The sequence below is a fragment of the Pseudoselenomonas caprae genome, from assembly GCF_008271345.1.
Lineage (GTDB): Bacteria > Bacillota > Negativicutes > Selenomonadales > Selenomonadaceae > Selenomonas_A > Selenomonas_A caprae.
On the sequence record NZ_VTOZ01000001.1, the window covers coordinates 163,310 to 189,027 of the forward strand.

Annotated in this window: 25 protein-coding genes and 9 tRNA genes; 24 read left to right on the forward strand and 10 right to left on the reverse strand. The window is 54.1% G+C overall.

The features are described from left to right. The first annotated feature begins 70 nt into the window (after window positions 1-70). The 5 genes from FZ041_RS00690 to FZ041_RS00710 all read left to right on the forward strand — a co-directional run bounded on the left by FZ041_RS00690 (window position 71) and on the right by FZ041_RS00710 (window position 540). Window positions 71-145, forward strand: a tRNA-Gly gene (locus tag FZ041_RS00690). Window positions 146-149: 4 nt separating this feature from the next. After that, window positions 150-224: transfer RNA gene (locus tag FZ041_RS00695), tRNA-Gly, on the forward strand. A 36-nt stretch (window positions 225-260) separates the two neighbouring features. Then, a tRNA-Ile gene (locus FZ041_RS00700) sits at window positions 261-337 on the forward strand. 35 nt (window positions 338-372) lie between these two features. Beyond that, window positions 373-450, forward strand: a tRNA-Arg gene (locus FZ041_RS00705). 4 nt (window positions 451-454) lie between these two features. Then, window positions 455-540: transfer RNA gene (locus FZ041_RS00710), tRNA-Tyr, on the forward strand. 303 nt (window positions 541-843) lie between these two features. On the opposite strand, the gene FZ041_RS00715 is transcribed toward FZ041_RS00710, so the two are convergent. Next, the gene (locus FZ041_RS00715) at window positions 844-1,230 is read right to left on the reverse strand and encodes a hypothetical protein (RefSeq protein ID WP_149188199.1); all 387 of its coding nucleotides are present in this window, start codon (window positions 1,228-1,230) and stop codon (window positions 844-846) included. Window positions 1,231-1,658: 428 nt separating this feature from the next. On the opposite strand from FZ041_RS00715, the gene FZ041_RS00720 reads away from it, so the two are divergent. Next, window positions 1,659-3,152, forward strand: a complete 1,494-nt coding sequence (locus tag FZ041_RS00720; RefSeq protein ID WP_149188200.1) for an oligopeptide:H+ symporter — start codon at window positions 1,659-1,661, stop codon at window positions 3,150-3,152. 70 nt (window positions 3,153-3,222) lie between these two features. Here the strand turns inward: FZ041_RS00720 and FZ041_RS00725 are convergent, their stop codons facing one another. Then, a complete protein-coding gene (locus tag FZ041_RS00725) occupies window positions 3,223-4,194 on the reverse strand; it encodes a bile acid:sodium symporter family protein (protein WP_149188201.1) in 972 nt (323 codons plus the stop codon). A gap of 235 nt (window positions 4,195-4,429) precedes the next feature. Between FZ041_RS00725 and FZ041_RS00730 the strand changes: the two genes are divergently transcribed. Genes FZ041_RS00730 through FZ041_RS00745 form a run of 4 tightly spaced genes read left to right on the forward strand, consistent with a single transcriptional unit; the run spans window position 4,430 to window position 8,105 of the window. Further along, complete coding sequence (locus tag FZ041_RS00730) at window positions 4,430-5,587, forward strand: amidohydrolase (protein WP_149188202.1); 1,158 nt, start codon at window positions 4,430-4,432, stop codon at window positions 5,585-5,587. Next, entirely contained in the window at window positions 5,580-6,602 is a 1,023-nt protein-coding gene (locus FZ041_RS00735; protein WP_149188203.1) for a methionine ABC transporter ATP-binding protein, read from the forward strand. The genes FZ041_RS00730 and FZ041_RS00735 overlap by 8 nt, the downstream gene beginning before the upstream one ends. After that, window positions 6,599-7,258, forward strand: a complete 660-nt coding sequence (locus FZ041_RS00740) for a methionine ABC transporter permease (protein ID WP_075445388.1) — start codon at window positions 6,599-6,601, stop codon at window positions 7,256-7,258. The genes FZ041_RS00735 and FZ041_RS00740 overlap by 4 nt, the downstream gene beginning before the upstream one ends. Before the next feature lie 28 nt (window positions 7,259-7,286). After that, a complete protein-coding gene (locus tag FZ041_RS00745; protein ID WP_075445386.1) occupies window positions 7,287-8,105 on the forward strand; it encodes a MetQ/NlpA family ABC transporter substrate-binding protein in 819 nt (272 codons plus the stop codon). A gap of 115 nt (window positions 8,106-8,220) precedes the next feature. Here the strand turns inward: FZ041_RS00745 and FZ041_RS00750 are convergent. After that, window positions 8,221-8,298 (reverse strand) — tRNA-Arg (locus tag FZ041_RS00750). A gap of 263 nt (window positions 8,299-8,561) precedes the next feature. Here FZ041_RS00750 and FZ041_RS00755 point away from each other — a divergent pair. The 6 genes from FZ041_RS00755 to FZ041_RS00780 all read left to right on the forward strand — a co-directional run bounded on the left by FZ041_RS00755 (window position 8,562) and on the right by FZ041_RS00780 (window position 13,729). Further along, window positions 8,562-9,176, forward strand: a complete 615-nt coding sequence (locus FZ041_RS00755) for a TetR/AcrR family transcriptional regulator (RefSeq protein WP_082336262.1) — start codon at window positions 8,562-8,564, stop codon at window positions 9,174-9,176. Window positions 9,177-9,216: 40 nt separating this feature from the next. Beyond that, window positions 9,217-10,404, forward strand: a complete 1,188-nt coding sequence (nirJ1, locus tag FZ041_RS00760; protein ID WP_075444546.1) for a putative heme d1 biosynthesis radical SAM protein NirJ1 — start codon at window positions 9,217-9,219, stop codon at window positions 10,402-10,404. A 1-nt stretch (window position 10,405) separates the two neighbouring features. Continuing rightward, on the forward strand, window positions 10,406-11,404 hold the full coding sequence (gene nirJ2, locus FZ041_RS00765; RefSeq protein ID WP_149188204.1) for a putative heme d1 biosynthesis radical SAM protein NirJ2: 999 nt from the start codon (window positions 10,406-10,408) through the stop codon (window positions 11,402-11,404). 57 nt (window positions 11,405-11,461) lie between these two features. Beyond that, complete coding sequence (locus FZ041_RS00770; RefSeq protein WP_149188205.1) at window positions 11,462-12,271, forward strand: Cof-type HAD-IIB family hydrolase; 810 nt, start codon at window positions 11,462-11,464, stop codon at window positions 12,269-12,271. Between the two features lie 80 nt (window positions 12,272-12,351). Then, the gene (locus FZ041_RS00775; protein WP_149188206.1) at window positions 12,352-13,200 is read left to right on the forward strand and encodes a histidinol-phosphatase; all 849 of its coding nucleotides are present in this window, start codon (window positions 12,352-12,354) and stop codon (window positions 13,198-13,200) included. Between the two features lie 295 nt (window positions 13,201-13,495). After that, on the forward strand, window positions 13,496-13,729 hold the full coding sequence (locus FZ041_RS00780; protein WP_075444554.1) for a hypothetical protein: 234 nt from the start codon (window positions 13,496-13,498) through the stop codon (window positions 13,727-13,729). 65 nt (window positions 13,730-13,794) lie between these two features. On the opposite strand, the gene FZ041_RS00785 is transcribed toward FZ041_RS00780, so the two are convergent. Further along, window positions 13,795-14,370 carry a hypothetical protein gene (locus tag FZ041_RS00785; RefSeq protein WP_149188207.1) on the reverse strand — a complete coding sequence of 192 codons (576 nt, stop codon included), beginning with the start codon at window positions 14,368-14,370 and terminating at the stop codon, window positions 13,795-13,797. A gap of 105 nt (window positions 14,371-14,475) precedes the next feature. Between FZ041_RS00785 and hydF the strand changes: the two genes are divergently transcribed. The 6 genes from hydF (at window position 14,476) to FZ041_RS00815 (ending at window position 20,544) form a co-directional block, all read left to right on the forward strand. Continuing rightward, entirely contained in the window at window positions 14,476-15,732 is a 1,257-nt protein-coding gene (hydF, locus tag FZ041_RS00790) for a [FeFe] hydrogenase H-cluster maturation GTPase HydF (protein WP_149188208.1), read from the forward strand. 44 nt (window positions 15,733-15,776) lie between these two features. Next, the gene (locus tag FZ041_RS00795) at window positions 15,777-16,784 is read left to right on the forward strand and encodes a hypothetical protein (protein WP_149188209.1); all 1,008 of its coding nucleotides are present in this window, start codon (window positions 15,777-15,779) and stop codon (window positions 16,782-16,784) included. Window positions 16,785-16,926: 142 nt separating this feature from the next. Further along, window positions 16,927-17,862 (forward strand): homoserine O-acetyltransferase MetA, encoded by a 936-nt coding sequence (metA, locus tag FZ041_RS00800; RefSeq protein WP_149188210.1) that lies wholly within the window; start codon window positions 16,927-16,929, stop codon window positions 17,860-17,862. Between the two features lie 75 nt (window positions 17,863-17,937). After that, the gene (locus tag FZ041_RS00805) at window positions 17,938-18,576 is read left to right on the forward strand and encodes a hypothetical protein (RefSeq protein WP_149188211.1); all 639 of its coding nucleotides are present in this window, start codon (window positions 17,938-17,940) and stop codon (window positions 18,574-18,576) included. A 15-nt stretch (window positions 18,577-18,591) separates the two neighbouring features. Next, window positions 18,592-19,491, forward strand: a complete 900-nt coding sequence (locus FZ041_RS00810) for an ROK family protein (protein WP_075444566.1) — start codon at window positions 18,592-18,594, stop codon at window positions 19,489-19,491. 108 nt (window positions 19,492-19,599) lie between these two features. Further along, entirely contained in the window at window positions 19,600-20,544 is a 945-nt protein-coding gene (locus tag FZ041_RS00815) for an LPP20 family lipoprotein (RefSeq protein WP_075444641.1), read from the forward strand. Window positions 20,545-20,601: 57 nt separating this feature from the next. On the opposite strand, the gene FZ041_RS00820 is transcribed toward FZ041_RS00815, so the two are convergent. From FZ041_RS00820 to dhaL, 6 genes are all read right to left on the reverse strand, one after another. Continuing rightward, window positions 20,602-21,360 (reverse strand): sulfite exporter TauE/SafE family protein, encoded by a 759-nt coding sequence (locus FZ041_RS00820; protein WP_149188212.1) that lies wholly within the window; start codon window positions 21,358-21,360, stop codon window positions 20,602-20,604. A gap of 135 nt (window positions 21,361-21,495) precedes the next feature. Beyond that, window positions 21,496-21,570, reverse strand: a tRNA-Glu gene (locus FZ041_RS00825). 4 nt (window positions 21,571-21,574) lie between these two features. Beyond that, window positions 21,575-21,649, reverse strand: a tRNA-Glu gene (locus tag FZ041_RS00830). 6 nt (window positions 21,650-21,655) lie between these two features. Further along, window positions 21,656-21,730: transfer RNA gene (locus FZ041_RS00835), tRNA-Glu, on the reverse strand. Window positions 21,731-21,754: 24 nt separating this feature from the next. Next, a complete protein-coding gene (gene gltX / locus FZ041_RS00840) occupies window positions 21,755-23,215 on the reverse strand; it encodes a glutamate--tRNA ligase (RefSeq protein WP_149188213.1) in 1,461 nt (486 codons plus the stop codon). Between the two features lie 129 nt (window positions 23,216-23,344). Then, window positions 23,345-23,968 (reverse strand): dihydroxyacetone kinase subunit DhaL, encoded by a 624-nt coding sequence (gene dhaL / locus FZ041_RS00845; protein WP_149188214.1) that lies wholly within the window; start codon window positions 23,966-23,968, stop codon window positions 23,345-23,347. Window positions 23,969-24,283: 315 nt separating this feature from the next. On the opposite strand from dhaL, the gene FZ041_RS00850 reads away from it, so the two are divergent. Together FZ041_RS00850 and FZ041_RS00855 are read left to right on the forward strand one after the other, a co-directional pair. Further along, window positions 24,284-25,195 (forward strand): LysR family transcriptional regulator, encoded by a 912-nt coding sequence (locus FZ041_RS00850; RefSeq protein ID WP_075444584.1) that lies wholly within the window; start codon window positions 24,284-24,286, stop codon window positions 25,193-25,195. Next, window positions 25,196-25,591, forward strand: coding sequence for a thioesterase family protein (locus tag FZ041_RS00855; protein WP_075444586.1), 396 nt, complete (start codon window positions 25,196-25,198; stop codon window positions 25,589-25,591). It abuts the gene before it with no gap. Window positions 25,592-25,718: the final 127 nt, after the last annotated feature.

Here is a 25,718-nt window from a genome sequence, read left to right on the forward strand (position 1 = left end):
GAGATGGCTATAATAGATTTTGTCAGTCAGCGAGACACAGAAAAACATCTGAGTCAAGCGGTGACAAAATGCGGAAATAGCTCAGTGGTAGAGCACCACCTTGCCAAGGTGGGGGTCGCGAGTTCGAGCCTCGTTTTCCGCTCCATATTGCGGAAATAGCTCAGTGGTAGAGCACCACCTTGCCAAGGTGGGGGTCGCGAGTTCGAGCCTCGTTTTCCGCTCCATTTTTGCTTAGTGGCTGAAAAGCTTCTATATACAATGGGCCTATAGCTCAGTTGGTTAGAGCAACCGGCTCATAACCGGTCGGTCCTTGGTTCGAGTCCAAGTGGGCCCACCAATTTCCAACTCAATATTTTTTATAACCAATGTTATGACTCAGTAGCTCAGCTGGATTAGAGTATTTGACTACGAATCAAAGGGTCGGGGGTTCGAGTCCCTCCTGGGTCACCATTGTGGGTAGGTGCCCGAGTGGTTAAAGGGAACAGACTGTAAATCTGTCATCTTCGGATTACGATGGTTCGAATCCATCCCTGCCCACCACCTGAAATGACAGCGTCGCGCAAGCGGCGCTTTTTTGTTGCCTGTCTAGGGGAGAAAGTAAAGGCTGCCGGTTAGCAGGTGCAAATCGGCAGCCTTCCCCAACGGGGATGGCTTTTAGGACACGATGTGCTTGTTGCGGGAGCAACAATTCTGGCAGATCTGCGGATACGCATCTTAGGGGCAAACGGCGTAGTGCTGATGCATCCACACAAAAATTGCGATTGATTGCGAAGAAACCGCTGACAGTTTTCTGTCAGCGGTTTCTTGTTTCTTCCTTATAGGATTGTCCTGGCTTTGGAATGTTTATTCGATAGGGCAGGAGGTGGTGGTTTGGCCGCGTTCAGCGGTGTGCTTGCCCTCGAACAGGGCCTGGCTGACGCGGCGCATGAGTTCCTCTTCCTCGGCGGCAGCACTGAAGACCAGCTGCTTGTCTTCGGGCAGCGTTTCACCGTCGAGCTCTGTGATGGCAAGCTGCAAGCGGTGATCCTTGTCGAGGCGGAAGGAGTGTGAAAGGCGCGTGGCCAGCCACTCGGTGATCATCTCGACATTCTGGAAGGAAGCGGCTTTGTTGTAGTTCTTGTAGGCCTCGGCGGCAATGGCTGCGGCTTTTTTCTTGTCATCGACAGCGCCAAGGATGGAGAAGGCCTTCTTGTCGCCTTCGGTAACGAGTTTGGTAATGATATAAAGCATAGACTGAGTCCTTTCTCTTATCTTTGTTCCTAATTTATTGTAACAAATATCAGCCGCATGTCAATTTGCCTGGAGCTGCCAGCCGGCGAGGGCTGGCTTTGTATATATTTTGTGGACATTTTACCTGTTTGTCGGCGAAACAGTACAAGATTACGAAATCTACTTTTTTTATGTGTTATTTTAGCAGGGTAAAATAAATGTAAAACAGATTATTTTCAGGACATATGTCCTTTTATAGTATATACAAAAGACGTTTGTGCTTTAAATATAGAAGTATAGGCAAGGAGTTGAGCAGTGTAACAGTTTTTACATATTGGGACTATTTGACTATGCTTATATTTATGCTATAATGTCCCCTGGTATTATACAAGTAAACGGCCAATGGATTTTGACGATCTGCTGGCGAAAAAAAGTTAGGAGACTTGATTATGGTTGAATCACATCCAGTGAACCGCAAGAAAGCATTCAACATGCTGTTCTTCCTTGAGTTCTGGGAACGTTTCGGTTTTTATGGCTTGCAGGCTGTGCTGGCTGGCTTCTTTGTCAAGAGCCTCGGTATGGAAGATGCAGAGTCGTTTGTTGTCTTCGGTGCGTTCAGCGCCATGGTCTATGGTTATGTTTCGATTGGCGGCTATATCGGCGATAAGGTGCTCGGTACGCAGCGGACGATTACGCTGGGTGCTGTGGTGCTGATGCTCGGCTATGCGCTGATGGCAATGGCGGGGGAGGATAAGACGCTTGTATTCCTCGCGCTGGGTGCGATTGCCTGTGGTAATGGTATCTTCAAGGCCAATCCGTCGTCGCTGCTCTCGAAGCTCTATGAGGGCGATGAGCAGGACCTCGACAGTGCCTTCACGATGTACTATATGGCCGTCAACATCGGTTCCTTTGTCTCGATGCTGCTCGTACCAATCATCGGCTCGCAGTATGGGCTTTCGCTGGGTTTCATGGTCTGTGCGATGGGGCTGGTGATGGCCATCGGCGGCTTCATCGGTTTCCGTTATCTGGTGCGCGGCATCGATTCTCCGGCTGGTGCTGAGCCGCTGTCTTACAAGAAGCTCGCTCTGACGATTGCCGGCGTCGCTGCCATGACGCTGTTCTCGAGCTGGATGCTCTCGCATCTTTCGGTGGCACATTGGCTGCTGCTGATCATTGGTCTCTTGGTCTATGGTGTGTTCTTCAAGATGATCATCCAGGCGAAGGGCGCTGAGCGCAGCCGGATGATTGCGGCTATGATCCTGATTGTCGAGGCCATCGTGTTCTTCACGCTCTATCAGCAGATGCCGACGTCGCTGAACTTCTTCGCCATCAAGAATGTCGAGCATTCGATCCTCGGCATTGCCATCCCGAATGCTGAGGTATTCCAGACGCTCAATCCGTTCTGGATCATGATTGCAAGCCCGGTGCTGGCTTGGGCTTACTCGCACTTCGGCAGCGAGGGCAAAGATCTTTCGATGCCGGCGAAGTTTGCGCTCGGCATGTTCCTGACGGCTGGCTCGTTCCTTGTCGTCGGCTTCTCGGCTAACTTTGCGAGCAGCGATGGTATCGTATCGGCTTGGTGGCTGGTCGGTTCCTATTTCCTGTCTTCGATTGGCGAGCTCTTCATCAGTGGCCTCGGGCTCTCGATGATTTCCAAGCTCGTTCCGCAGAAGCTCATCGGCTTCCTGATGGGTGCCTGGTTCCTGACGACGGCTATCTCGGCTATCCTGGGCGGTGAGCTTGCGACGTTGACCACGGTATCGAAGGACATCGTCGATCCGCTGCAGACGCTGCCGGTCTATAGCCAGGTATTCACGCAGATCGGCCTGGTGACGCTTGGCGTCACCGTTGTCATGGCACTGACGGTTCCCATGCTTAACCGCCTTATCAATAAGACAGATGAGGAAGAGGAAGACGCAGTGGTTGCTGTGGCAGAAAACTAAAAAATCTATTGAACAGATAAAGCCAAACGTGGCGGTTGCATCGATATGATGCAACCGCCACGTTTTTGTTTTATCTGCCTGCGTTGGCAGTTTCGTAGGTGGGAGTTTCTGGCTCCTTATTCATGTGGCTGGAAAGATAGTTGGCAGCCAGCGAGCCGGAGATGTTGTGCCAGACGCTGAAGATGGCGCCTGGGATAGCTGCGGCGGCACCGAAGTGCAGCATGGCAAGAGAGGTAGCAAGACCGGAGTTCTGCATGCCGACCTCGATGGAGATTGCCTTGGCCTTGGCCACGTTCATATGGAGTGCCTTGGCGATGAGGAAACCGATGCTGTAGCCAAGCAGGTTGTGCAGCATGACGACGAGCATGATCAGCAGGCCGGTTTCTAGGATGCGCTGGGAGCTTACGGCCACGACACCGCCGACAATCAGTACGATAGCCACAACGGAAACAAGCGGCAGGAGCTTGACGATTTTCTGTACGGTTTCTTCAAAGAAACTGTTGATGACGATGCCGAGGACGATCGGCAGGATGACCACCTGTACGATGGACATCATCATGGCGGCGAGGGAGATCTCAACCCATTCGCCAGCCAGCCACCAGGTAAGGAGCGGCGTGACAATTGGTGCAAGCACCGTGGTGGTCATCGTCATGGAGACGGAAAGGGCGACGTCGCCGCGGGCCAGGTACGTCATGACGTTGGAAGAGGTACCGCCCGGGCAGGTGCCGACAAGGATGACGCCTGCGGCAAGCTCTGGCGGCAGGCCGAAGCCTTTGGCGAGCAGCCAGGCCAGTGCCGGCATGATCGTGAACTGGGCCAAGGCGCCGACAAAGACGTCCTTGGGGCGCTGGAATACGAGCTTGAAGTCACGCAGGCGCAGGGTCATGCCCATTCCGAACATGACGATGCCGAGCAGGATGGTGATTTTGGGCGCAGCCCACTTGAATGTCCAGGGGGCGATGAGGGCGATGGCTGCCACGAGAATGACGAAAACAGCCATATACTTAGAGATGAATGCACTGAGTCTTTCGAATGATTTCATATGAATGCCTTCCTTTCGTAGATTGTTTACAATGTTACAGCTGTTTTTCATAAAAGTCAATAAAAAAGGCTGGAAAATACTCTTCATAAACACAAGGGAAGGGATAATATAGAATAAAGTTTACATTATCTGGTAAAAATAACAATATTTTTCACATCTATGTTGACAAAGGGGGATAATATGTTATTATATAGACATAACATATATGATAAGTATGAATAAAGGAGGCGGGATCATGCCGGATAATAGCTATGAAGAGAAAATAAAGCAGGAAATCACGGAGACGTTTTACTGGCTGCATCGGCACCCGGAACTGTCTTATGAAGAATATGAGACGACAGTCTGCTTGAAGGATGTCCTGGCTGCGGCAGGGATCCACATCTTGGATCTGCCGCTGGCAACTGGCCTGGTGGCAGAGGTCGGTCAGGGAGAACCGTTGATAGCTTTGCGGGCTGACATCGATGCGCTGCCGATCGATGAGCAGACAGATTTGCCCTATCGGTCACAGCGGCCAGGGAAAATGCATGCCTGCGGCCATGACTTCCATGCAGCTGCTCTTTTGGGGGCGGCCTTGCTGCTGAAAAAGCAGGAGGCGCAGCTTTCCGGGAAGGTGCTGCTGATCTTCCAGCCGGCAGAGGAAGCACCAGGTGGGGCGAAGAGGATCTTGGAAACAGGCGTCCTTGACGGCGTGCGGGCAATCTTCGGCTTGCACACGTCGCCATTGTTTCCCGTGGGCGAGGTCGGGCTCATGACTGGCCCAGTCATGGCGGCGGTAGACCGGTTCGAGGTGGACTTCGAGGGCAAGGGCGCCCATGCTGCGCATCCGGAACGGGGAACGGATACCATCCTCATGGGATCGTCCTTCGTCACGAGCCTGCAGAGCATCGTCAGCCGCAATGCAAGTCCGCTGGAGGCAGCGGTAGTTACCGTCACCCAGTTCCATGGCGGCAACACTTGGAATGTCATCCCGGGCAAAGTGCAGCTGGAGGGAACTGTCCGTACCCAGACGCCGGAGACACGGGCGTTTATCCAGCGGCGGCTGGAGGAAATCGCGCAGGGCGTGGCAGCGACCTTTGGCGGGACGGCCAAGGTCCGGTATACAGCTGGCCCGCCAGTGACCAGCAACGATGAGAAGCTCTATGGTTTTGCCCGGCAAACGGCACAGAAGGCAGGCCTTACCGTGCGTCAAGCAGCAGCATCGTTGGGCGGTGAGGATTTTGCCTATTATCTGGATGATATCCCCGGGATGTTTTCCCTCATCGGTACCGGGCTGGGACCGGTCAACCATAATCCGAAGTTCGTTGCCAATCCGCAGGCGCTTTATCCCGCCGCGGCATATATGGCACGTTTGGCAGTGGAGGCACTCAGGCAGGAGGTGTGGCAGCATGATTGAGATTTCGCATGTCAGCAAGCGCTTTGTGAGTGATGTACAGACTGTGGAGGCTTTGCGGGATGTGTCGCTTACGATAGAGAAAGGGCAGATCTGGGGGATCATCGGGTTCAGTGGCGCTGGGAAATCCACGCTGCTGCGGATGGTCAATGCGCTGGAGGTGCCAGATCAGGGCTATGTCAAGCTGGATGGACGCAAGCTGAGCGATTACACAGAGGGGGAACTTCGTGGGGGGCGCAAGCGGATCGGCATGATATTCCAGCAGTTCAATCTGCTGGAATCGCGTACGGTCTATGAAAACATTGCCATCCCGTTACGGCTCAATCATACACCGGCAGAACAGATAGCTGCGCGGGTGGAGGAATTGCTGGCGTTTGTGGAGCTCGAGGGCAAGAAGGATGCCTATCCGTGGCAGCTGTCGGGCGGGCAGAAACAGCGTGTGGGGATTGCCCGTGCTTTGGCTACGAATCCGGAAATCCTGCTCTGCGATGAGGCGACCAGTGCGCTGGATCCGGATACTACGGAATCCATTCTGCAGCTGCTGGCACAGATCAATCAGCAGCTGGGGATCACCATTATCCTGGTTACCCATCAGATCCAAGTCGTGCAGCGCATCTGCAACCGGGTGGCGGTGATGGAGAACGGCCAAATCGTGGAACAGGGAGCGGTGCTCGACGTGTTTGGCAATCCGCAGCGGCCGATTACCCAGCGATTTGTGCGGACAGTCATTCCCGATGTATTGCCGGAAAGCTTGGTGGCAGATTTGCAGCAGGAGGAGCGGGCGTATAAATTGCTCAAGCTGCGGTTCCAGGGGAATGTGGCAAAGGAAAATATCCTCTATAACATAAATCGCCGGATTCCGGTGGAAAGCAGTGTCTTATTTGCTGCTGTAACGGAACTGCAGCATGTGGTTTTGGGGATATTCATTGTGAAATTTATTGGCTCGGAGAAGTCTTTGGCTGCTGCAACCGAGTATTTGGATAGTCATGAAGTAGCCTGGCAGGAGGTGGCAGTATGATAGAACTTGGAGTATCGCCGGAGCAGCTGGTGCTGGCGGCAGAGCAGACTTTATATATGGTCTTTGTGGCCTTGGCCATTGGCACGATGTTGGCGTTATTTATTGCCGTGACCTTAGTGGTGAGCCGTCAGCAGGGGCTTATCCCGAACCGGCGCATCTACGTGCTCGTGAATTCTGTGGTGAATACCGTACGCAGTGTGCCGTTCATCATCCTGCTGGTCTTCATCCTGCCGCTGACGAAGATGCTCGTGGGAACACGCATCGGTACTACGGCGGCATTGGTGCCGCTGGTGGTATTCATCACGCCGTATCTGGCCCGCTTGTTTGAGAACTCTTTTTTGGAGGTCAACCCGGGGATATTTGAAACGGCTAAATCGATGGGGGCATCCTACTGGGAGACCATCTGGTATTTCCTGCTGCCGGAGGCGAAAGCATCGCTGATCTTATCGGTGACGACGGGAACAATCGGCCTGTTGGGAGCCACGGCCATGGCTGGGGCTATCGGTGCTGGCGGTGTAGGAGATCTGGCACTGACTTATGGCTACGAGCGCATGAATTTTCCGTTGATGCTGTTTACGGTCATTGTCCTCGTGGTGTTCGTACAGCTGATCCAGTCGGCAGGAAATTTCTTTGCGGCGAAAGCCCGCGGTCATTGACATTATGTTGGGGAAAGGATGATAAATCATGAAACTTAGAAAATGGATAGCAGCCGCTTTGGCGATTACGGCTTTACTGGCAGCAGGCTGCGGCTCGCAGAGCGATAATGGTGCGGACAAGAAAGAACTGGTATACAGCAAATCCCAGGGGCCATACTCGGAACTGTTTGAACAGGGCGTGAAGCCGATCCTGGAAGCGAAGGGCTATAAGCTGGTCGGAAAGGATATGTCGGATCTATTGCAGGCGGATGTGGTGCTCAACGATGGCGAAGTGGACTTCAATGTCGAGCAGCACACGGCTTATATGGAAAACTTCAATCAGAAGCAGGGGGGCAAATTGGCAGCTATCACGCCGATTCCCACGGTGCCGGCAGGGATTTACCCTGGCAAGAAGTCGGACCTGAAGGAGATTGCCGCCGGCGACCATATCGCGGTGCCCAATGATGCGGCCAATACTGCCCGCGCCTATGCACTCTTGCAGAAGGCTGGCTGGATAAAGCTCAATCCCCAGAAAGACCTGTCGACGGTAACCCAGGCTGATATCATTGAAAATCCGTATAATCTGCGCTTCACGGAGATGAAGTCCCTCAACATCCCTGCCGTGCGCACGGATTTCGATTTCATCGTGATCACGGGATCGATTGTCTATAATGCCAAAATCGATCCGCAGACTGCCTTGCTGACCGAAGACATCCTGCCGCACCTGCTGCTCCAGCTCGTGGTGCGTGAGAAAGACAAGGATGCCAAGTGGGTCAAGGATATCGCTGATGCCTATCATTCGGTGGAGTTCAAAGAGTACATGCAGAAAAACAATAAGGGGCTTTGGTATGTTCCCGAAGAGAAATAGATAACAAAAACGTGGCTGTTGCCTGGTATGGTGCAATAGCCACGTTTTTGCTGTGTTCAGTCTGGAAAAACAAAAAAGCCCTTATCCCGAAGGAATAAGGACTTATCAGTCAAAATGGTGACCCAGGAGGGACTCGAACCCCCGACCCTTTGATTCGTAGTCAAATACTCTAATCCAGCTGAGCTACTGAGTCATGGTTGATATTCTGTTTGCTGACTGCTGTCGCAATCAACGAATATTATAATATCACTGGCAGGGGGATATGTCAACAGTTTTTGTGATTTCTTTTAAAATTTTTTTTCGGTTGTTTTCTGGTGGATGCAGTTGTTGGTAAAATTATGAATATAGTTCATTTTTCTCTTTTCAGCGAAATCGTTTTCGATTATAATAAAAGAGAACGATAATATAGAATGAGCATTAATACAAAATGCAGGCATAGTTAGGAGAGCGATGGAGATGGAGGAGAAGATGGGGCGCCGGGAGCGAAAGAAAATGCTCTCTCGCCAGGCCATCCTTGCTGCGGCTGTGGAGCAGTTCAGCCACAAGGGATTCAAGGAGACTTCCGTAGCAGATATCATGAATGCCGCGGATCTGGGCATCGGAACGTTCTACAATTACTTTCAGTCCAAGGAGGAAATCCTTGTCCAGCTGATGCAGGAAATGGTGCGCGAGGTGGCAACGGAGCTGAAGGAATTGCGCGCCCAGAACCGGCCGGCCAGAGACCTCCTGGAGGCTGGCTGCCGCATCACGGCGGCCTTCCTGGATAAGAACCGCTATGTGCTGCCGCTGTTTTTGTCGGCAGCTGACCATTCCGGCCTGCCGGAGGGGAGCGATAAGCAGACGAAGGTTCTCTCGCCAGGGTTCAAGGTGATCTTTGAGCGTATCCTGCGTGAGGGACAGGAAAAGGGCGAGGTGCGCAGTGATGTGCCGGCAGAGCTTATCGCGGAGATGTTCCATTCGATTTATCAAGCGGCGGCATTCAGCAAGCTCAATATCTCGTTCCAGGAGAATGTGGCGATGAAGACGCGCCTGCTGCTGGATGGTATCCGTGCGGAGTGCGCCAACGTCTGATTTGTGTGTGATTCAGTGTGATTTAGGAGAGTACGAAATAATGATCAGTGTAACGAAGCTTTTATTTGCCCGCGATTATTTTGGCGATGGCCTGCGGTATACGAAGAATGCCCATACGATGCGCAATGGAGCAGCGGAAGGGATGGGGCCGGTCGTTGTCTGGAATTCCACGAAAACCTGCAATCTCAAATGCATGCATTGCTATATGGGCTCGGATGCGCAGAAATATAAGGACGAGCTGACGACGGCGGAGGCCAAGAAATTCATCGATGATCTGGCAGATTTCCATGTGCCGGTACTGTTGTTTTCGGGCGGCGAGCCGCTGATCCGGCCGGATTTCTTCGAGTTGGCCGAGTACGCGCAGCAGAAAGGTGTGCGTCCGACGCTGTCGACGAATGGTACGCTGATCACCCGTGAAGTTGCGCAGCGCATCAAGGATATCGGCGTGGGTTATGTCGGCATTTCCCTGGATGGCCTCAAGGATGTCAACGACAAGTTCCGCGGGGTCGAGGGGGCTTTCGAGAAAGCCATGCAGGGCATCAAGAACTGCGTGGCAGTTGGCCAGCGCGTGGGCCTGCGTTTTACCATCAACCATCACAACATCAAGGAACTCGATAATATCTTTGACTTCATCGAGCGCGAGAACATCAATCGTGTCTGCTTCTATCATCTGGTCTATTCGGGTCGTGGCGAGCACATGGTGGATCAGGATGTGACGGCAGAGGAATCCCGCCGGGCAATGGATACGATCATCCGCCGCACGAAGGATTTCGAGGAGCGCGGTCTTGAGAAGGAAATCCTGACCGTAGACAACCATTGCGATGGCGTCTATATGTATCTCAAGGCACTGGCTGCTGGCGAGGATAAGGTGGCTGAGCAGATCAAGAAGTATATCGCGATGAATGGTGGCAACCGTTCGGGCATCGCGTTTGGCGAGGTCGACCCGCTGGGCTATGTGCATCCGGATCAGTTCACGCAGCACCATACGTTCGGCAATGTGCGTGACCGCAAGTTCGGCGATATCTGGTCGGATGTATCCAATCCCATCATGGCTGGCCTCAAAGACCGCAAGCATCTTCTCAAGGGACGCTGTGCCAAGTGCAGATGGCTGGACAACTGCAACGGCAATTTCCGCACGCGGGCTGAGGCAGTCACGGGAGACTTCTGGGAATCTGATCCGTCCTGCTACCTCACGGATGAGGAAATCGGTCTGACGGAGGGCAAGTAAGATGAAAATCATTTCCTGGAATACGACGAATGCCTGCAATATGTACTGTGCGCATTGCTACCGTGATGCGGGCTGCAAGGCTGAGGAAGAGCTGAATACCGAGGAGGCCAAGAAACTCCTGCGTGAGATTGCCAAGGCCGGTTTCAAGATTATGATCTTCTCGGGCGGTGAGCCGTTGACGCGCCCCGATATCTTTGAGCTCGTGAAGTATGCGTCGGATCTGCACTTGATCCCGGTGTTCGGCACGAATGGTACGCTGATCACGCCGGAGGTGGCCAAGAAGCTCACTGAGGCCGGTGCGCGTGGCATGGGCATCTCTCTGGACTCCCTCGACAAGGCAAAGCACGATAAGTTCCGCAGCTTCCCCGGTGGCTGGGATGGCGCGGTGCAAGGTATGAAGAACTGCAAGGCAGTTGGCCTGCCGTTCCAGATTCATATGACAATCATGGATTGGAATCAGGCAGAAATCGAGTCTATGGTTGATTTCGCCGTCGAGCTTGGTGCCAAGGCTGTCCATTTCTTCTTCCTCGTGCCAACGGGGCGAGCTAAGACCATCGAGGAAGAATCGCTGCGGGCAGAGCAGTATGAGAGCGTGCTTACACGCATCATGAAGAAGCAGGAAGAGGTGGACATCGAGCTCAAGCCGACGTGTGCGCCGCAGTTCCTGCGCATTGCCGATCAGCTTGGTGTCAAGAGCCGTTTCCATCGCGGCTGCCTGGCGGGACTGTCCTACTGCATCATCAGCCCGCGAGGCAAGGTGCAGCCGTGCGCCTACCTCAATATGGAGCTCGGCGATGTGCGCGAGACGCCGTTTGATGAGATCTGGGCGAACAATGAGGTGCTCCAGAAACTCCGCACGCTGGATTACAGCGGCGGCTGCGGTACTTGCCAGTACAAGGGGGGCTGTGGCGGCTGCCGGGCACGTGCAGCCTATTATCATGAGGGCGACTATATGTCAGAGGAGCCGTGGTGCCTGTACCATGGCCGGCGTGGCGAATAAGCAGGAAACTCCGTGCGGAACATTGTTCTGCACGGAGTTTGTGTCAGGAGGCTGCCGATGATCAGACTGATACTGTCGGATATGGATGGGACATTGCTGGATGACAAGGGGCGCTTGCCCGCAGGTTTTGATGATATGATCCAGCAGCTGCATGCGCGCGGAATCCTCTTTGCGCCGTGCTCCGGGCGCCAGTATCCATCATTGCTGACGCTGTTTGCCCCCTATCAGGAGGAATTCCTGTTCATCGCGGAAAATGGAGCCTTGGCTCAGTATCGGGGCCAGGAGATTGTTTCGTGTGCGCTGGAGCGGCAGCTGGCGGCAGATCTTTTGGCAAGGTTTGCGGCAGATGAGCAGGTCTGCGTCCTGCTCGGGGGCAAGCGGGCCGCTTATCTGCGCCGCAGGAAGATCGATATGCGGCTGCGGGCCGAGCTGGCACGTTATGGCACGTGGTGGGAGCTGGTGGACGATTGGGCGGCAGTGGACGATGAGGTGCTCAAGCTGGCCTTTTTTGTGCCGGAGGGGCGGGCAAAGCAGCGGATCTGCCCGCAGCTCAGGGAATTCGGTGCGCGGGTGCAGATTGCCTATGCGGACGACCGCTGGGTGGATGTCATGGCCCCGGGGGTGAACAAGGGCGCAGCTGTCAAGCAGGTGCAGCACTATCTGGGGCTGGAAGCTGAGGAATGTGCGGCGTTTGGCGATTATGCCAACGATGCGGATATGCTGAAGGCAGTAGCTTATAGTTTTGCTGTGGCAAATGCCCAGCCGGCCATCAGATCCCTGGCACGTTTTGCAGCACCGTCCAATACCGCTGGTGGTGTCATGCAGGCCGTTGGCCAGCTCATCCAGCAGGGACTCTGCGACAAGTAAAGAAATGGTGTAAACCTGTAACTTCGTGAGCGGATATGCTACAATGGGGTTGCAGGTTTTTTGATGGGGAGGTTGATACGATGAAGATCGATTACCATATGCATTTTGAGAAGGGGGCCTACGACAAGGATTGGGTGGAAGGCTTCTTCACGGCGGCCAAGGCACGGGGACTGGCGGAAATCGGCATTTCCGAGCATTCGCATACATTTCCGGAATTCAAGGAGCTCTACTATGAGGACCTGGTGCTCGATGATTCGTTCATCGGACGGTTCCAGCAGCAGTGGCTCAAGTCGAACAAATTCAAGTATACGCTCGATGAATATTTTGCCTTCATGGCGGAGCTGCGCAAGACGCATACCGTGCGGACCGGGATTGAGGTCTGCAACTTCCAGGATCAGGGAAAGGTCAGGGATATCCTCAGGGAGTATCCGTTTGACTATGTGATCGGCTCCGTGCATTTCCTGCATGGCTGGGCGTATGATTCGGCGGAGATCAAGGCGGAATGGGAAAATCATCCGCTGGAAGATATCTACGAATGGTATACGGAGGAAATCGAGAAGCTGGCTGCGGCTGGTTTGTATGATGTGCTCGGTCATCCATTCAATATCCGCCTGTTCAAGTTCCTGCCTGATTTTGATGTGACCCCGTATCTCGAGCGGGCGGTCAAGGCACTCAAGCAAGCGGATATGATTGTCGACGTAAATACGGGGACGCTGTACCGCTATCCGATTGCCGAGATTTCCCCGTATCCAGAGTTCATGCGGCTGGCAGCGAAATATGACCTGCCGATCATCACGACCTCCGATGCCCATAAGCCGGAGGATTGTGGCGCGTATAACCAGGAAGCTGTTGATTACGCGAAGGGATTTGGCTATACAACGACTCTGCAATTGGCGGGGCGGAAACGCAAGGTTATCGAGCTGGATTAAGTTGATAAAGACTATTTATCGACTATAAAAAATATTCTAACAAATCTATTGACATGATACCTGCGTGGTAGTAGAATAAGAGTACAAAGTGATATCAAAAGTGGATTAAGGATTTTACATATTTTTGTTACGTGAGCTTAAGTTTTTCGTGATAATCAACGATATAACTTGCAACAGAAGAGCAATGACAGAGGATTGTACTTGCATGATTGGGAATTGGTCGAGATAATGTGGAGGGTTATTTCATCAATTCGATCAATTGCAATCAGGATTTTTGTTACAAGGAGAGATTATCATGAAAGTGCAAATTTATTCTCAGTGGATGGAAGATGTGTTTATTCCCGTCCGCGTAAAACAGTTCACGAAAGCAGCTAAACTGATGGGCCATACCGGTTTTAAAGCTTATGCTGAAAATCATGACGTGGTCGGCCGGACTTTGTCAGACCGCAAATCTGCAGAGTATCAGGCAGTAGCTGAATGGCTCGATAGCCGTGAGATTGATAACAACGTGGCTGAAGGTGTCGCGTAACAAAATATGTAAGAATGGCGTCCCTGTTTTATCGTGCAGGCGGCGCCTTTATTTTATGCCTTTATTCAGTGCAGGTTCTGTGGCGGCTGGGGAACGGTGATGTCGAGCTTGACTTCCTGGACGGCACAGGCTTGTTCACGCATTTGTGCAGAGGTCTTCTGGGCCCAGATCTGCTGGACTTTCTTGCGATAGCCTTCGGGGGAGAGCGGTTTTTGCTGCTGGTGATTGACGTGCTTGCGCAGGATGCACATGAATTTCTCGTTTACCTGGACCTCACGCTGGGCCAGCAAGATCTGCAGAGTAGTGTCGACAAGATAGAGATGCAGTACGGAGTCCCGCAGGCTTTTCTCGGTCGGCATGAGTTCGGGCTTGATGCCCGTAAGCGAGAAGGGCGCATCGCCCCAGCCTTCCTTGAAGATGCCGTCAATCTGATAGAGGAAGAACAGCAGACCATCCTGCTCGTAGAGCGCGAGCTCCATCTTGCCCGTGCGGAAGGCTTCCGTGGCGATGACGTCAGTGCGCGAGAGCTGCAGGATGAACATGCTGCCGTTGGCATCAATCTGGAACATGCCGCCATCCTGCTGGTTCTTGATGGGCAGCGGGAAGCGTTCTCCTACTTGGAAGTTCGTATAATCACTCATGGATGAAGACTCCTTTGTTTCTGTTGATGTACCCATACAGTGTATCATATTTTGATGGGGCTGTGCTATACTGAATAAGAAGAAGGACGCAAGGAGTGAGTAGAAATGAGTCTTAATGATACGCCGCGGGCCAACCGGCTGCACATCGGCCTGTTTGGCAAGCGCAACAGTGGCAAGTCGAGTTTGGTCAATGTATTGACGGGGCAGCAGGTGGCAACGGTGTCGGCTGTACCAGGGACGACAACAGATCCGGTCTACAAGGCGATGGAGCTTCATGGCATCGGACCAGTGGTATTCATCGATACGGCCGGCTTCGATGATGTGTGGGAGCTCGGCGCACTGCGTGTGGGCCGGACCGAGCAGGCCGCCAAGGAAACAGATATTGCGCTGGTGCTTTTCAGCGATGAGGATATGGCTGGCGAGTGCGAGTGGATAAAGCGCCTGCAGGCGGCGAAGACACCTGTGGTAGCTGTGGTCAGCCAGGCCGATGTGCGGGCTGATGGTGGGCAGGAGCTATCCCGGAGGATACAGGAACAGACAGGCCTGACGCCGCTGGTGGTGAGTGCTGCGGAAAAGAGCGGCCTGGACGCGCTGCGGGCAGAAATGATCCGCCAGCTGCCAGAGGATTATGCGGCCGAGAGCATCACCGCAGGGCTTTGTGCTGCAGGCGATACAGTCCTGCTGGTCATGCCGCAGGATATACAGGCACCGAAGGGGCGGCTGATCTTGCCGCAGGTACAGACTTTGCGGGAGCTGCTGGACAGGCATTGTCATGTGCTTTGCTGCACGACGGATGAGATGGCAGCGACGCTGGCTTTGCTCAAGGAGCCGCCACAGCTCATCATCACGGATTCGCAGGCATTCCGCAGTGTCCATGCACAGAAACCGGCAGCGAGCCGGCTGACGTCATTTTCCGTGCTGTTTGCAGGCTATAAGGGCGATATTGCTTATTTTGCCGCATCGGCCCGCAAGCTGCTGGAGCTTCCGGCTGATGCGCATATCCTGATTGCTGAGGCCTGTACCCACCGGCCGCTGAACGAAGACATCGGCCGGGTGAAGCTGCCGCGGCTGCTGCGCAAGTGCCTGGGCGGGCAGCTGGAGATCACGGTGACAGCAGGCCGCGATTTTCCCGCGGACCTGCGGCAGGCGGGCATTGATTTTGTCATCCATTGCGGGGCGTGCATGTTCAATCGCAAGTATGTACTGAGCCGCGTCGAAGCGTGCCGCAGGCAGGGCGTGCCGATGTCGAACTATGGCATTGCGATTGCGGCGCTGCTGGGCATCCTGGATGATGTGGAGATGCCGGGCGGGGAAAATGACAGGCAGGAAATTTGCCAGTCACACGCAAATACGGTACAATAATACATATTCCGATAAAATTACCGCTGATAAAGAGGTGGATAGCAATGAGAAAAGAAGCAAGGTATATCTTGGGGCTGGGGGCCTGCTCGCTGTGGCTTTTCCTGGCCGCACCGGTGTCGGCTAAGACGGTCGTGCATACGGATCCTGGGTCGGCGACGATACGCCTGGCTGCGACGCAGGCAGAGGCACAGCCAGTAAGCAAGCCGGCACCAACGGGCTGGTTTTGGCTGAGCTCCGACGATAATTACAGCAAGTATATCGATTACCAGTCTGTCGTGACGATGCCACGCCGCAGCAAGGCAGGGGAGGCAGCCTATGAGACGGATGTACAGGCCTGGACAAAGACGGAATACAGCTATGAGGGAGCCAAGGAAACCCTGACGGCATATGGTCTGCTGGATAAGATCGGTGATCCGGGGAAACTTGCGTATAGCACGGCATTGCTGTCGATAAACCCGCAGACGCGTCAGGTGTGGTATATGGAGGAACATTTCCATGATAAGACGGGCGCGGTGATCTGGTCGCATGCCAATGATGCGGCTTATCGCAACAACGATGCCAAGGGCAAGGAAATCAACTCGCAGGCCTTTGATGCGGCATTCTATCAGGCTGCCATCGACCGGGCTTTCCCGGGCGCCGGTGAGACGGCACGGGCTGAGGCGAAAGACCGTTGGTACGATATCTTTACGAAACAGACGCCCGATGGCATCCGCTATACGATTGCTGCCGATACGACGACGATGCGCATGGAAAAGAATAACCTGATCTTCTGGAGCTGGCAGGAGACAAAGGATACCGATGGCAAGGTCGTCGATGTCAAGTTCCTCAAGATGGCGATGAACCTGCCAGAGGCTACATTGCTCGTCATCAATGGCACGCATTGGGCACCTCAGACGGGCTGGCAGTCGCTGGAAAATGAGCTCGATGGTCACTACCGCATGATCCCGCCAACCTCGGATGAGTATCAGATGGTCACGGCCTTGCGCGACTATGCCAAGCAGCATGATACGTGGGTCAACCGCTACTATCGCTTATATGCACCGAAAAAATGAAATGGACATGAGCCGGTTCTGCAAGGAACCGGCTATTTTATTGTAAGATTGTAAATGAATGGCGCCATTTATGGTATAATGGAAAAAGTATGTGCTCAAGTGTAAAGCTTGGGCGAGATTGCGAAACGAAGGAAGTGGTTGAATGCCAATCAAGATACCGAATGCGCTGCCTGCGGCGCATATTCTCGAGAGTGAGAATCTGTTTGTCATGGATGCGGACCGGGCTTATAGCCAGGATATCCGTCCGCTGAAGATATTGATCTTGAACCTGATGCCAATCAAATACATCACGGAGACTCAGCTGCTGCGCCTGCTGGGCAACTCGCCGTTGCAGGTAGAGGTTGACTTCATCTACACGGAGACTTACGTGCCCAGCCATACGCCCAGCGATTATCTTGCGCAGTTCTATGGCACATTTGATGAGGTGCGCCATAAGAAATACGATGGCATGATCATCACCGGGGCGCCGGTCGAGAACATGAAGTTCGAGGAGGTGGCCTACTGGGATGAGGTTTCCGAGATCATGGAGTGGAGCAAGACGCATGTCTATTCCACCTTCCATATCTGCTGGGGCGCCCAGGCTGGACTCTACTACCATTATGGCATTCCGAAGTATCCGGTACCGGAGAAGATCTTCGGTGTCTTCAAGCATCATACCTGTGTGGCTCATGAGCGCCTGCTGCGTGGTTTTGATGATGAGTTCTATGTGCCGCATTCGCGCCATACGGAGGAGCATAAGGAAGACATCCTGAAGGTGCCTGAGCTTACGATCCTGGCGGAATCGGATGAGGAAGCCGGCCCGTATATCATCGCGAACTTGGCCAAGCGGCAGTTCTTCATCACTGGCCATGCCGAATATGATCCGACGACTCTCAAGCAGGAGTATGACCGCGACCTCAAGGCAGGCATGAACCCGAATATCCCGCAGAACTACTACCCGGATGATGATCCCTCGCGCCCGCCAATTGTCCGCTGGCGCAGTGTGGCACATCTGCTGTTTGCCAACTGGCTCAATTACTACGTCTATCAGGAGACGCCTTATGAGCTGGATGAACTCTACAAGGAGATAGAAGACTGAGTTCATTGTGTTTTCAGCTGATGGTGTTATACTTACTGACATTTGAATGAATCAATTGCTAAAGGGGAAGATTACATGAAGATGCGATGGGGAGCGGGATTGCTCGCGGCAGCGTTGCTGTTTGCCGCAGCTCCGCAAGCAGACGCAGAGGAAACGATTTCGGAGGAAATCTATCAGTGGGTGCAGTCGACGGCCCGTCAGAATTATTATTTCAATAAGCAGCATATCTATTTCGGCAAGGATGAGAAGGGGAATATCAATCTCGATATCCTGACAGTGCCGGTACTCAAGACGTATGATTCCATCCAGATCCAGGATGTCGTCTCCAAGCGCCGCTGGAAAGGCCAGTCGACGGTAGGCTATGGCGATCTGGCAGGCTGTGCGGAGTATCTGCTGTTCCATGTCAAGGAGCAGACCGTGGAGATCGTCAAGCACGAAGACCTCGATAGCGACTGGGGGACTTTGGGCACGACGACGGTGAAGCGCACGGTCAAGATCGCTGACCTGTCCGAAAAGGATGTTGACGCGAAATTCTATCATGCCATCCTCGAGTATGCAGAGCAGCATGGCTCTGAGATCGCTGCCCGCACGGAAAAGGAAAAAGGCGCCAAGCTGACAAAAGAGGCGCAGAAGCAGCTCGAAAAGGGGCAGCAGACGGATAAGGATGGCAAGGATGCCAAGAAGAATAAGAAAGAGCAGAAAAAACGCAGATAAAGTGTGGCGTATAGCATGAAGAATTATGTAGCAATAGATATCGGTGGAACGGCCATCAAATATGGCCTGACCGATGCACAGGGCAATTTCACAGCCAAGAAGAACCGGCCGACACTGGCCCGGGAAGAAGGCGGTGCAGGTATCGTCCGCAAGGTGGTGGAGATTGTCCGCCAGTATCAGGCAGAGATGCCGATCGCCGGTGTGGCTATCGATACGGCGGGCATTGTCAATCCCGTGACGGGCGAGATTGTCTTTGCCGGTGAGACCAGTTTCCCAGGGTACAGCGGGACTCCGCTTGGTAAGCTGGTACGCGAGGCTTGCGGGGTCCCGTGTGTGGTCGAGAATGATGTCAATGCGGCTGCGCTGGGCGAGTATTGGCAAGGTGCTGCCAAGGGCGCGTCGTCGGCTTTCATGATGACGGTCGGCACGGGAATCGGCGGCTGTTTCATCCTTGAGGGCAAGGCCTGGCATGGTGCGGGATTCAGCGCCGGCGAGGCCGGCTTCATGCGCCTGCATGGTGAGCAGCGCATCTTTGAGGAGGCAGCTTCGACACGGGCGATGCTCGTGGAGGCGGCTGCTTCCCATAATGTCTCTCCGGCAGAGCTTACGGGTGAGCAGGTCTTTGCCTGGGCTCTTGCAGGGGATGCCGATGCGGTGCTGGCCATCGAGCATATGGTGGACAACCTCGCAGAGGGAATCGCCAATATCTACTGCCTGCTGAATCCTGAGGTGTTTGTACTCGGTGGCGGTGTCATGGCCCAGCAGGATTATCTGCGCCCGCGGCTGGAGCAGCGGCTGGAGGCGCTGGTGGTTCCAGCCATGCGTACGTCGACCCGGCTCGAATTTGCCCGTTTGGGCAATGATGCAGGTATGGTGGGGGCGTTATACTCTTTGTTGACTTCTACAACTATTTAATCAAATTTAAACCCTGTTTCAAGAGGATTTTAAGAGAATTTGTTTAATATACAATTAGGTAAATAACTGGAACAAATACCTTTGCAAAGAAATGAGGGGAAGAAAATGATGAGAGTATCCAAACTCATGGCAACTGTTGTTGCTATGACCGCCATCATGGTGCTGTCCATGACGACGGTTTTTGCCGCGTCAAATGACCATGTGGACTGGGACAACAGCGTCATCCGCGCAACGGGCGGCGGCGTAGCACCGTCACGGGCGCGCACGCAGTCGCAGGCCCGTATGATGGCCCGCCGGGCGGCTATCGTCGATGCCTACCGCCAGTTGGCTGAGTATGTTGGTGGTGTCAACATCGACTCGGAGACGACGGTGGAGATGGCTGAGGTGACGAGCGATGTCATCCGCACGAAAGTCAATGCCACGATTCGCGGTGCCCGGATCGTCAGCGAGAGCGTGACGAGTGACGGCGGCTACGAAGTCACGATGGAGGTGCCGATGTTCGGCGTATCTTCGTCGCTGGCAAGCGCTGTCATGGAGCGTCCGTCAGCAGTGGAGACGTTCCCTGAGCCGGTGCCCTCGGTAGCTCCGTCCATGCCGTCGTCGGTCCATATCGATATCAATGTGGGAACAGGGACGACGACGCCTGGCACGAATACGGGTACGACTGGCTCGGCAGCATCGTCCAAGGGGTCGTCGGCAGCCTCGGCACCGTCAGGACGTGCCATCGGCGGCTATACGGGTCTCATCGTTGACTGCCGTGGCCTGGGACTCAAGCCTGTCATGAGCCCGGTCATCAAGAATGAGAGCGGCCAGCCGATCTACGGTTACAAGAACCTCGACTATGACAAGGTCGTTGCCAATGGTATGGTCGGCTATACGACGGATATGAACCGCGCTGCCCGCGCAGGCAGCAATCCGCTCGTCGTCCGGGCCGTATCGCTCGACAACCACAATGGCAATCCCATCCTCTCGACGGCAGATGCCAACCGCGTATTGATCGAGAATGGGGCAACCCATTTCCTCGATGCGACGAATGTCGTATTCCTGCGTTAAAGAGAATAAAGAGCCGGCCAGCCATGCATGCATGGCTGGCCGGCTTTTCTATTGCGATCAATGGAAGAGTATCATGGTGATGCCGCCGATGGCTGGCAGGGCGACGATGGCGGCTTTGAGCAGGGGGAGCGGCGCCAGGTGTGTGCCTTTGGCGCCGAACCAAGCACCGATCATCAGGCCGGCCAGCGTCTGGATGAAGATCATGAAATCAAGGCGGTCGTTGAACAGGTAGCCAAGGCCGCCTGCGGCGGAGATCGGCAGGATGATCATCATGCAGGTGCCGATGGTCTGCAGCAGGGGCACGCCGAAGATGACCATGAGGGCCAGCTGGATATAGGCGGCTGCACCGATGCCGAAGGCGCCGGAGAGAAAGCCTGTGATGATGCCTGTGATAAGGCCGTAGATCCAGAGCTTGTGACCGGTCAGGAGCTCGCTGCGCATCGGTGTATGGGCTGCAAGCCATTTGTCATGGTAGAGCTTGATATAGAGGATGATGGCGCTGGAAAACAGCATGAGGCCTGTAATCTCGCTGAGGAAATCAGCGGGCATCCTATTGGAGACGTTGGCGCCGATAAAAGCGCCGCTGATGCCGCCAAGGCCGATGATGGCACCGGTCTTGACGATGACTTCCTTCTGCCGGAAGTGGCTGATGGTGCCTGAGAGCATCGTGAAGACCATCGAGGCCAGTGCGACGGCCAGTGCCGTGTGGATCGGGACATGGAAGCCGACGGTCAACAGCGTGATGGTGACGCCGGCACCGCCAGCGCCGACGAAACCGATGACAGCACCGAGCAGCAGCATGGAGAAAAATAACATGGATGGAGTCACAGCCTTTCTATAAGGGTACAGTATTACACTTCATTATAAGAGCTGGGGATGAAATGTCAAATCCGTGGGCTGCTGCTGCATGCAACAAAAAAGCCAGGATATATATCCTGGCTTGTTATTTCCTGGTGACACCTATGGGATTCGAACCCATGAACCCGGCGTGAGAGGCCGGTGTCTTAACCACTTGACGAAGGTGCCGATTTGGTGACGCCTATGGGATTCGAACCCATGAACCCGGCGTGAGAGGCCGGTGTCTTAACCACTTGACGAAGGCGCCGATATTTGGTGACACCTATGGGATTCGAACCCATGAACCCGGCGTGAGAGGCCGGTGTCTTAACCACTTGACGAAGGTGCCACGTAACTGACTTGATTTATTATATTACATGTTTTGCAAATTTGCAAGGCTTTTTTTCAATCTTTCTAAAGAAATTTTCTTGCCCAGCAAAGAAAGCAGCTCGGTAGCGCCACCTGGCGTTACTTTCTGGCCAGCGACGGCAATGCGCAGCACCCACATCACAAGGCCTTTCTTGAGTTCGTTCTCCTCGATGAAGGCTTCGAGTTTTGCGTAGAGGTTGTCGTTGTTCCAGTCTGCTTCGTCCACCTTCTCGATGAGTCCGATGAGCGTCGGCAGCAATTCGGCAGCTTTTTCTACCGTTACCTTGTTGCGCTTGTTGACATAGAGTTCAGCGTCAAAGGCCGGCATATTGATGAGGAAGCTGATCTCGCCAGCAATCTCGCCAAAGCGCGTGAGGCGCGTCTTGAGGAGGGCAGCGAGGTCGTCCCAGTTGGTTGCAAGGTTTTCCGGCAGCTCGCCAGCAAATTTGCGGGCCATACCAGCAAAGGTTTTGTCGTCCATGGCTTTGAAGTATTCGCCGTTGATCCAGCCGAGCTTGTCGTAGTCAAAGACTGCTGGCGACTTGGAAAGACCGTCGAGGCTGAAATGCTCGATGAGTTCGTCCATCGAGAAGATTTCCTGGTTGGTCGTCTTCGGGTTCCAGCCGAGCAGGGCCACGTAGTTGACGATGGCTTCCGGCAGGTAGCCCATGTTGACGAGGTCGTCGAAGGACGTAGCACCATGACGTTTCGAGAGCTTGGAGACGGAGCCGTCTTCGTTCTTGCCCATGACCGGTGCGAGGTGGATGAACGTCGGGACTTCCCAGCCGTAAGCTTGATAGAGCAGGTTGTACTTCGGCGTGGAGGTGATGAACTCAGCGCCGCGCATGATGTGAGTGATGCCCATCAGATGGTCGTCGATGACGTTGGCGAAGTTGTACGTCGGCATGCCGTCGCGTTTGAGGAGAACCTGATCTTCCAGCTCTTCGTTCGGGATCGTGATGTTGCCATGCAGTACGTCGAAGAAGGTCGTCTCGCCCGTCAGCGGCATTTTCTGGCGGATGACATAGGGATCGCCATTTTTGAGATGCTCGTCGATGACCTCCTGCGGCAGGTCGCGGCAGGTGCGGTCATAGCCGCCGAACTGGCCGACGGAGTGATCCTCGTTTGGATCGCAGAAGCAGTAGTAAGCGTGGCCGCTCTTGACGAGCTCTTCGGCGTATTTCTTGTAGATGTCCATGCGCTCGCTCTGGATGTAGGGGCCGCAGTCGCCGCCGATGTCCGGGCCTTCGTCTGGGACGATCTTGGCGAGCTCGAGCGTGCGGTTGATGAAGTCGACAGCATCTGCGACATAGCGCGTGCGGTCGGTATCCTCGATGCGCAGGATGAAGTCACCCTTCTGTGCCTTGGCGTAGAGGTAGCCATAAAGCGCGGTGCGCAGGTTGCCGATGTGCATGTAACCCGTCGGGCTCGGGGCAAAACGGGTGCGGACTCTCTGTTCAGTCAATGTTGTTTCCTCCTATTTATACAATCCTGTATTGCGTCGAAATTTCTTCTATGAGTATACTACAAACCCGTGAGACGGGCAAACAAAAACCTTCTCCGCGGCGTTGCCAGGGAGAAGGCTGGTTCGTGCTTAGTTTTTCAGGAACTGATACAGGGCACGGTACATGATCATGGAGCTTACAGCTCCCGGGTCTTCAAAGCCGATGCTGCGCTCGCCGACGAGGCTGGCACGGCCTTTGCGGGCAGCGATGGTCTTGGTGTAGTTGACGCCCTCGCCAGCGGCTTTGGAAGCCTCCTGCAGGACCTCGAACAGTGTCTTGCCCTGGGCGTTTTCCGGCAGGAAGCATTCATGGATCGGAATCAGCGTGTCGAGCATGGTCTTGTCGCCCTTTTCCGCCCGGCCGCGTTTCTGGATGGCTTCAATGGCTGCACGCAGAAGTTTTTCCATGCTGACGACGTTCATATGCGTGTCCTCGTCACAGGCTTCCCCGGCCCGGACGAAGCCTGCACCGTAGAGCGGGCCGGCAGCGCCGCCGACGTTGTGGATCAGCGCCTTGCCGATGGCCTGGAGAACCGGGCCGGGCTTGGAGGTGTCATCCATTTCTTCGACGACTTCCTGCGCGGCACGGAAGCCGCGGGCCATGTTCAAGCCGTGATCGCCATCGCCAGTCTTGGCATCAAGGTCCGTGAGGTAATCCTTCTGAGCGATGATAGCAGCGGCAACGGCATCCAATGCATCTTTGATTCTGGTCATTCGAAAACTCCTTTATCGTAATCGGTTCATTTAAATAGTATGTATCTATTGTGTGGAGAACAATAGAATGTGAATTGGTAAATTTTCCTCATAATATTATAGCATGCGATAGCTAAATCACAAGTGTGAATTGACAGAAATATGGGATAAGAGTTACAGCTTTACAATGTGTTGGTGTGTAAACTTTGTTCGTACTATGAATTTCGGTAAAATTATTTGCCTATTTCGGAGGAGAAAAGTATAATAGAACTAACCATAGTATACCTACTATAAAATAAGAGTATACCAATAGGGAGAGCAAGAAAGAGGATTGTTATGGAAATCAAGGATATGAGAGCGTTCTATGCCATCGTCGAGGAGGGCAATATCAGTCACGCAGCCCAGCGGCTAGATATTGCCCAGCCGGCATTGTCGCGGCAGATGAAGCGCCTGGAGACGGCACTGGGGGTTCAGCTCTTCGAGCGCGGCAGCCGCCGCATCCGCTTGACGGATGCAGGCCGGGTCATGTATTCGCGGGTAGAGCATATTCTCGGGATGGTTGATGGCACGGTGCGCGAGATCACGGAAATCGGTTCAGGGGTGGCTGGTTCTATCCGTATCGGCACGATCACTTCGTCGGGGGCCATGCTGCTGCCGGAGCTCATCACGGAGTTCCATGCGCGGTATCCGAATGTCAACTACCAGATCTGGGAGGCCGAAGGATCGCGGATCCTGGAGCTGCTGGATAACCGTGTCATCGAGATCGGCGTGACGCGTACCCAGGTCGATTCGAAGGTCTACGAATCGATTGTCCTGCCCAATGAGCCCTTTGTGGTGATTATGAACAAGAACGACGAGATTGGCGAGGCCAGTGACCGGGTTCGCATGGAGGAGCTCAAGGATGCGCCGATCATCATTCCTTTGCGCTGGCAGTCGATTTTCGTGTCGAACTGCCGCAAGCTGGGCTTCGAGCCCAATGTGGTCTGTGTCAGCGACAGCATCGTGCAGGATCTCCTGCTGGCCAAGATGGATATGGGCTATGCGCTGGTGCCGATTTCGTCGAAGAATCTGCTGACGGATGGCAATCTGATCTATAAGAAACTGGTAGAGCCGGAGATGAGCACGCATACGGTGGTGGCTTGGCTCAAGAACCGCACGCTGTCTTCGTCGAGCGCGCATCTCATCGATCTGTTCCGGGAAATGTATCTGAGCGAGGGTTGTGAGGCCGTTGATGGAGGCGAATGGTAAATGGAACTGACGGAAATCAAGACGGGAATCAGCAATACGGTAGAGGAAAAGGTCACGGCTGCCAATACGGCGGCCGCCATGGGCAGCGGCAGCCTGCCAGTCTACGCGACGCCGGCCATGACCTGCTTGATGGAGAAGGCAGCGACTGAGGCAGTGGAAGCGCTGCTGCCTGAGGGCTGGACGAGCGTAGGCATTTCGCTATCAGTCCAGCATAAGGCGGCGACGCCGGTCGGGCTTACGGTACGTGCTGAAGCTGAGGTCACTGCGGTGGAGGGCCGCAAGATCACTTTTGCTGTCCGCGCTTTTGATGAGCGCGAGGAAATCGGCTGCGGCATCCACGAGCGGTTTGCTGTGCAGCAGGAAAAGTTCGTGAGCAAAGCCGCTGCGAAGGTCTGAGCCGCTGCGGGGGTTATATTTGAATTAGAAATGGAAGGCAGGGGTTTAATTTCCCTGTCTTTCGTTATATCATAGTAATAGACTATATTAGAAACATTATGTGATGGCTGTGATCACGTAGATTCCG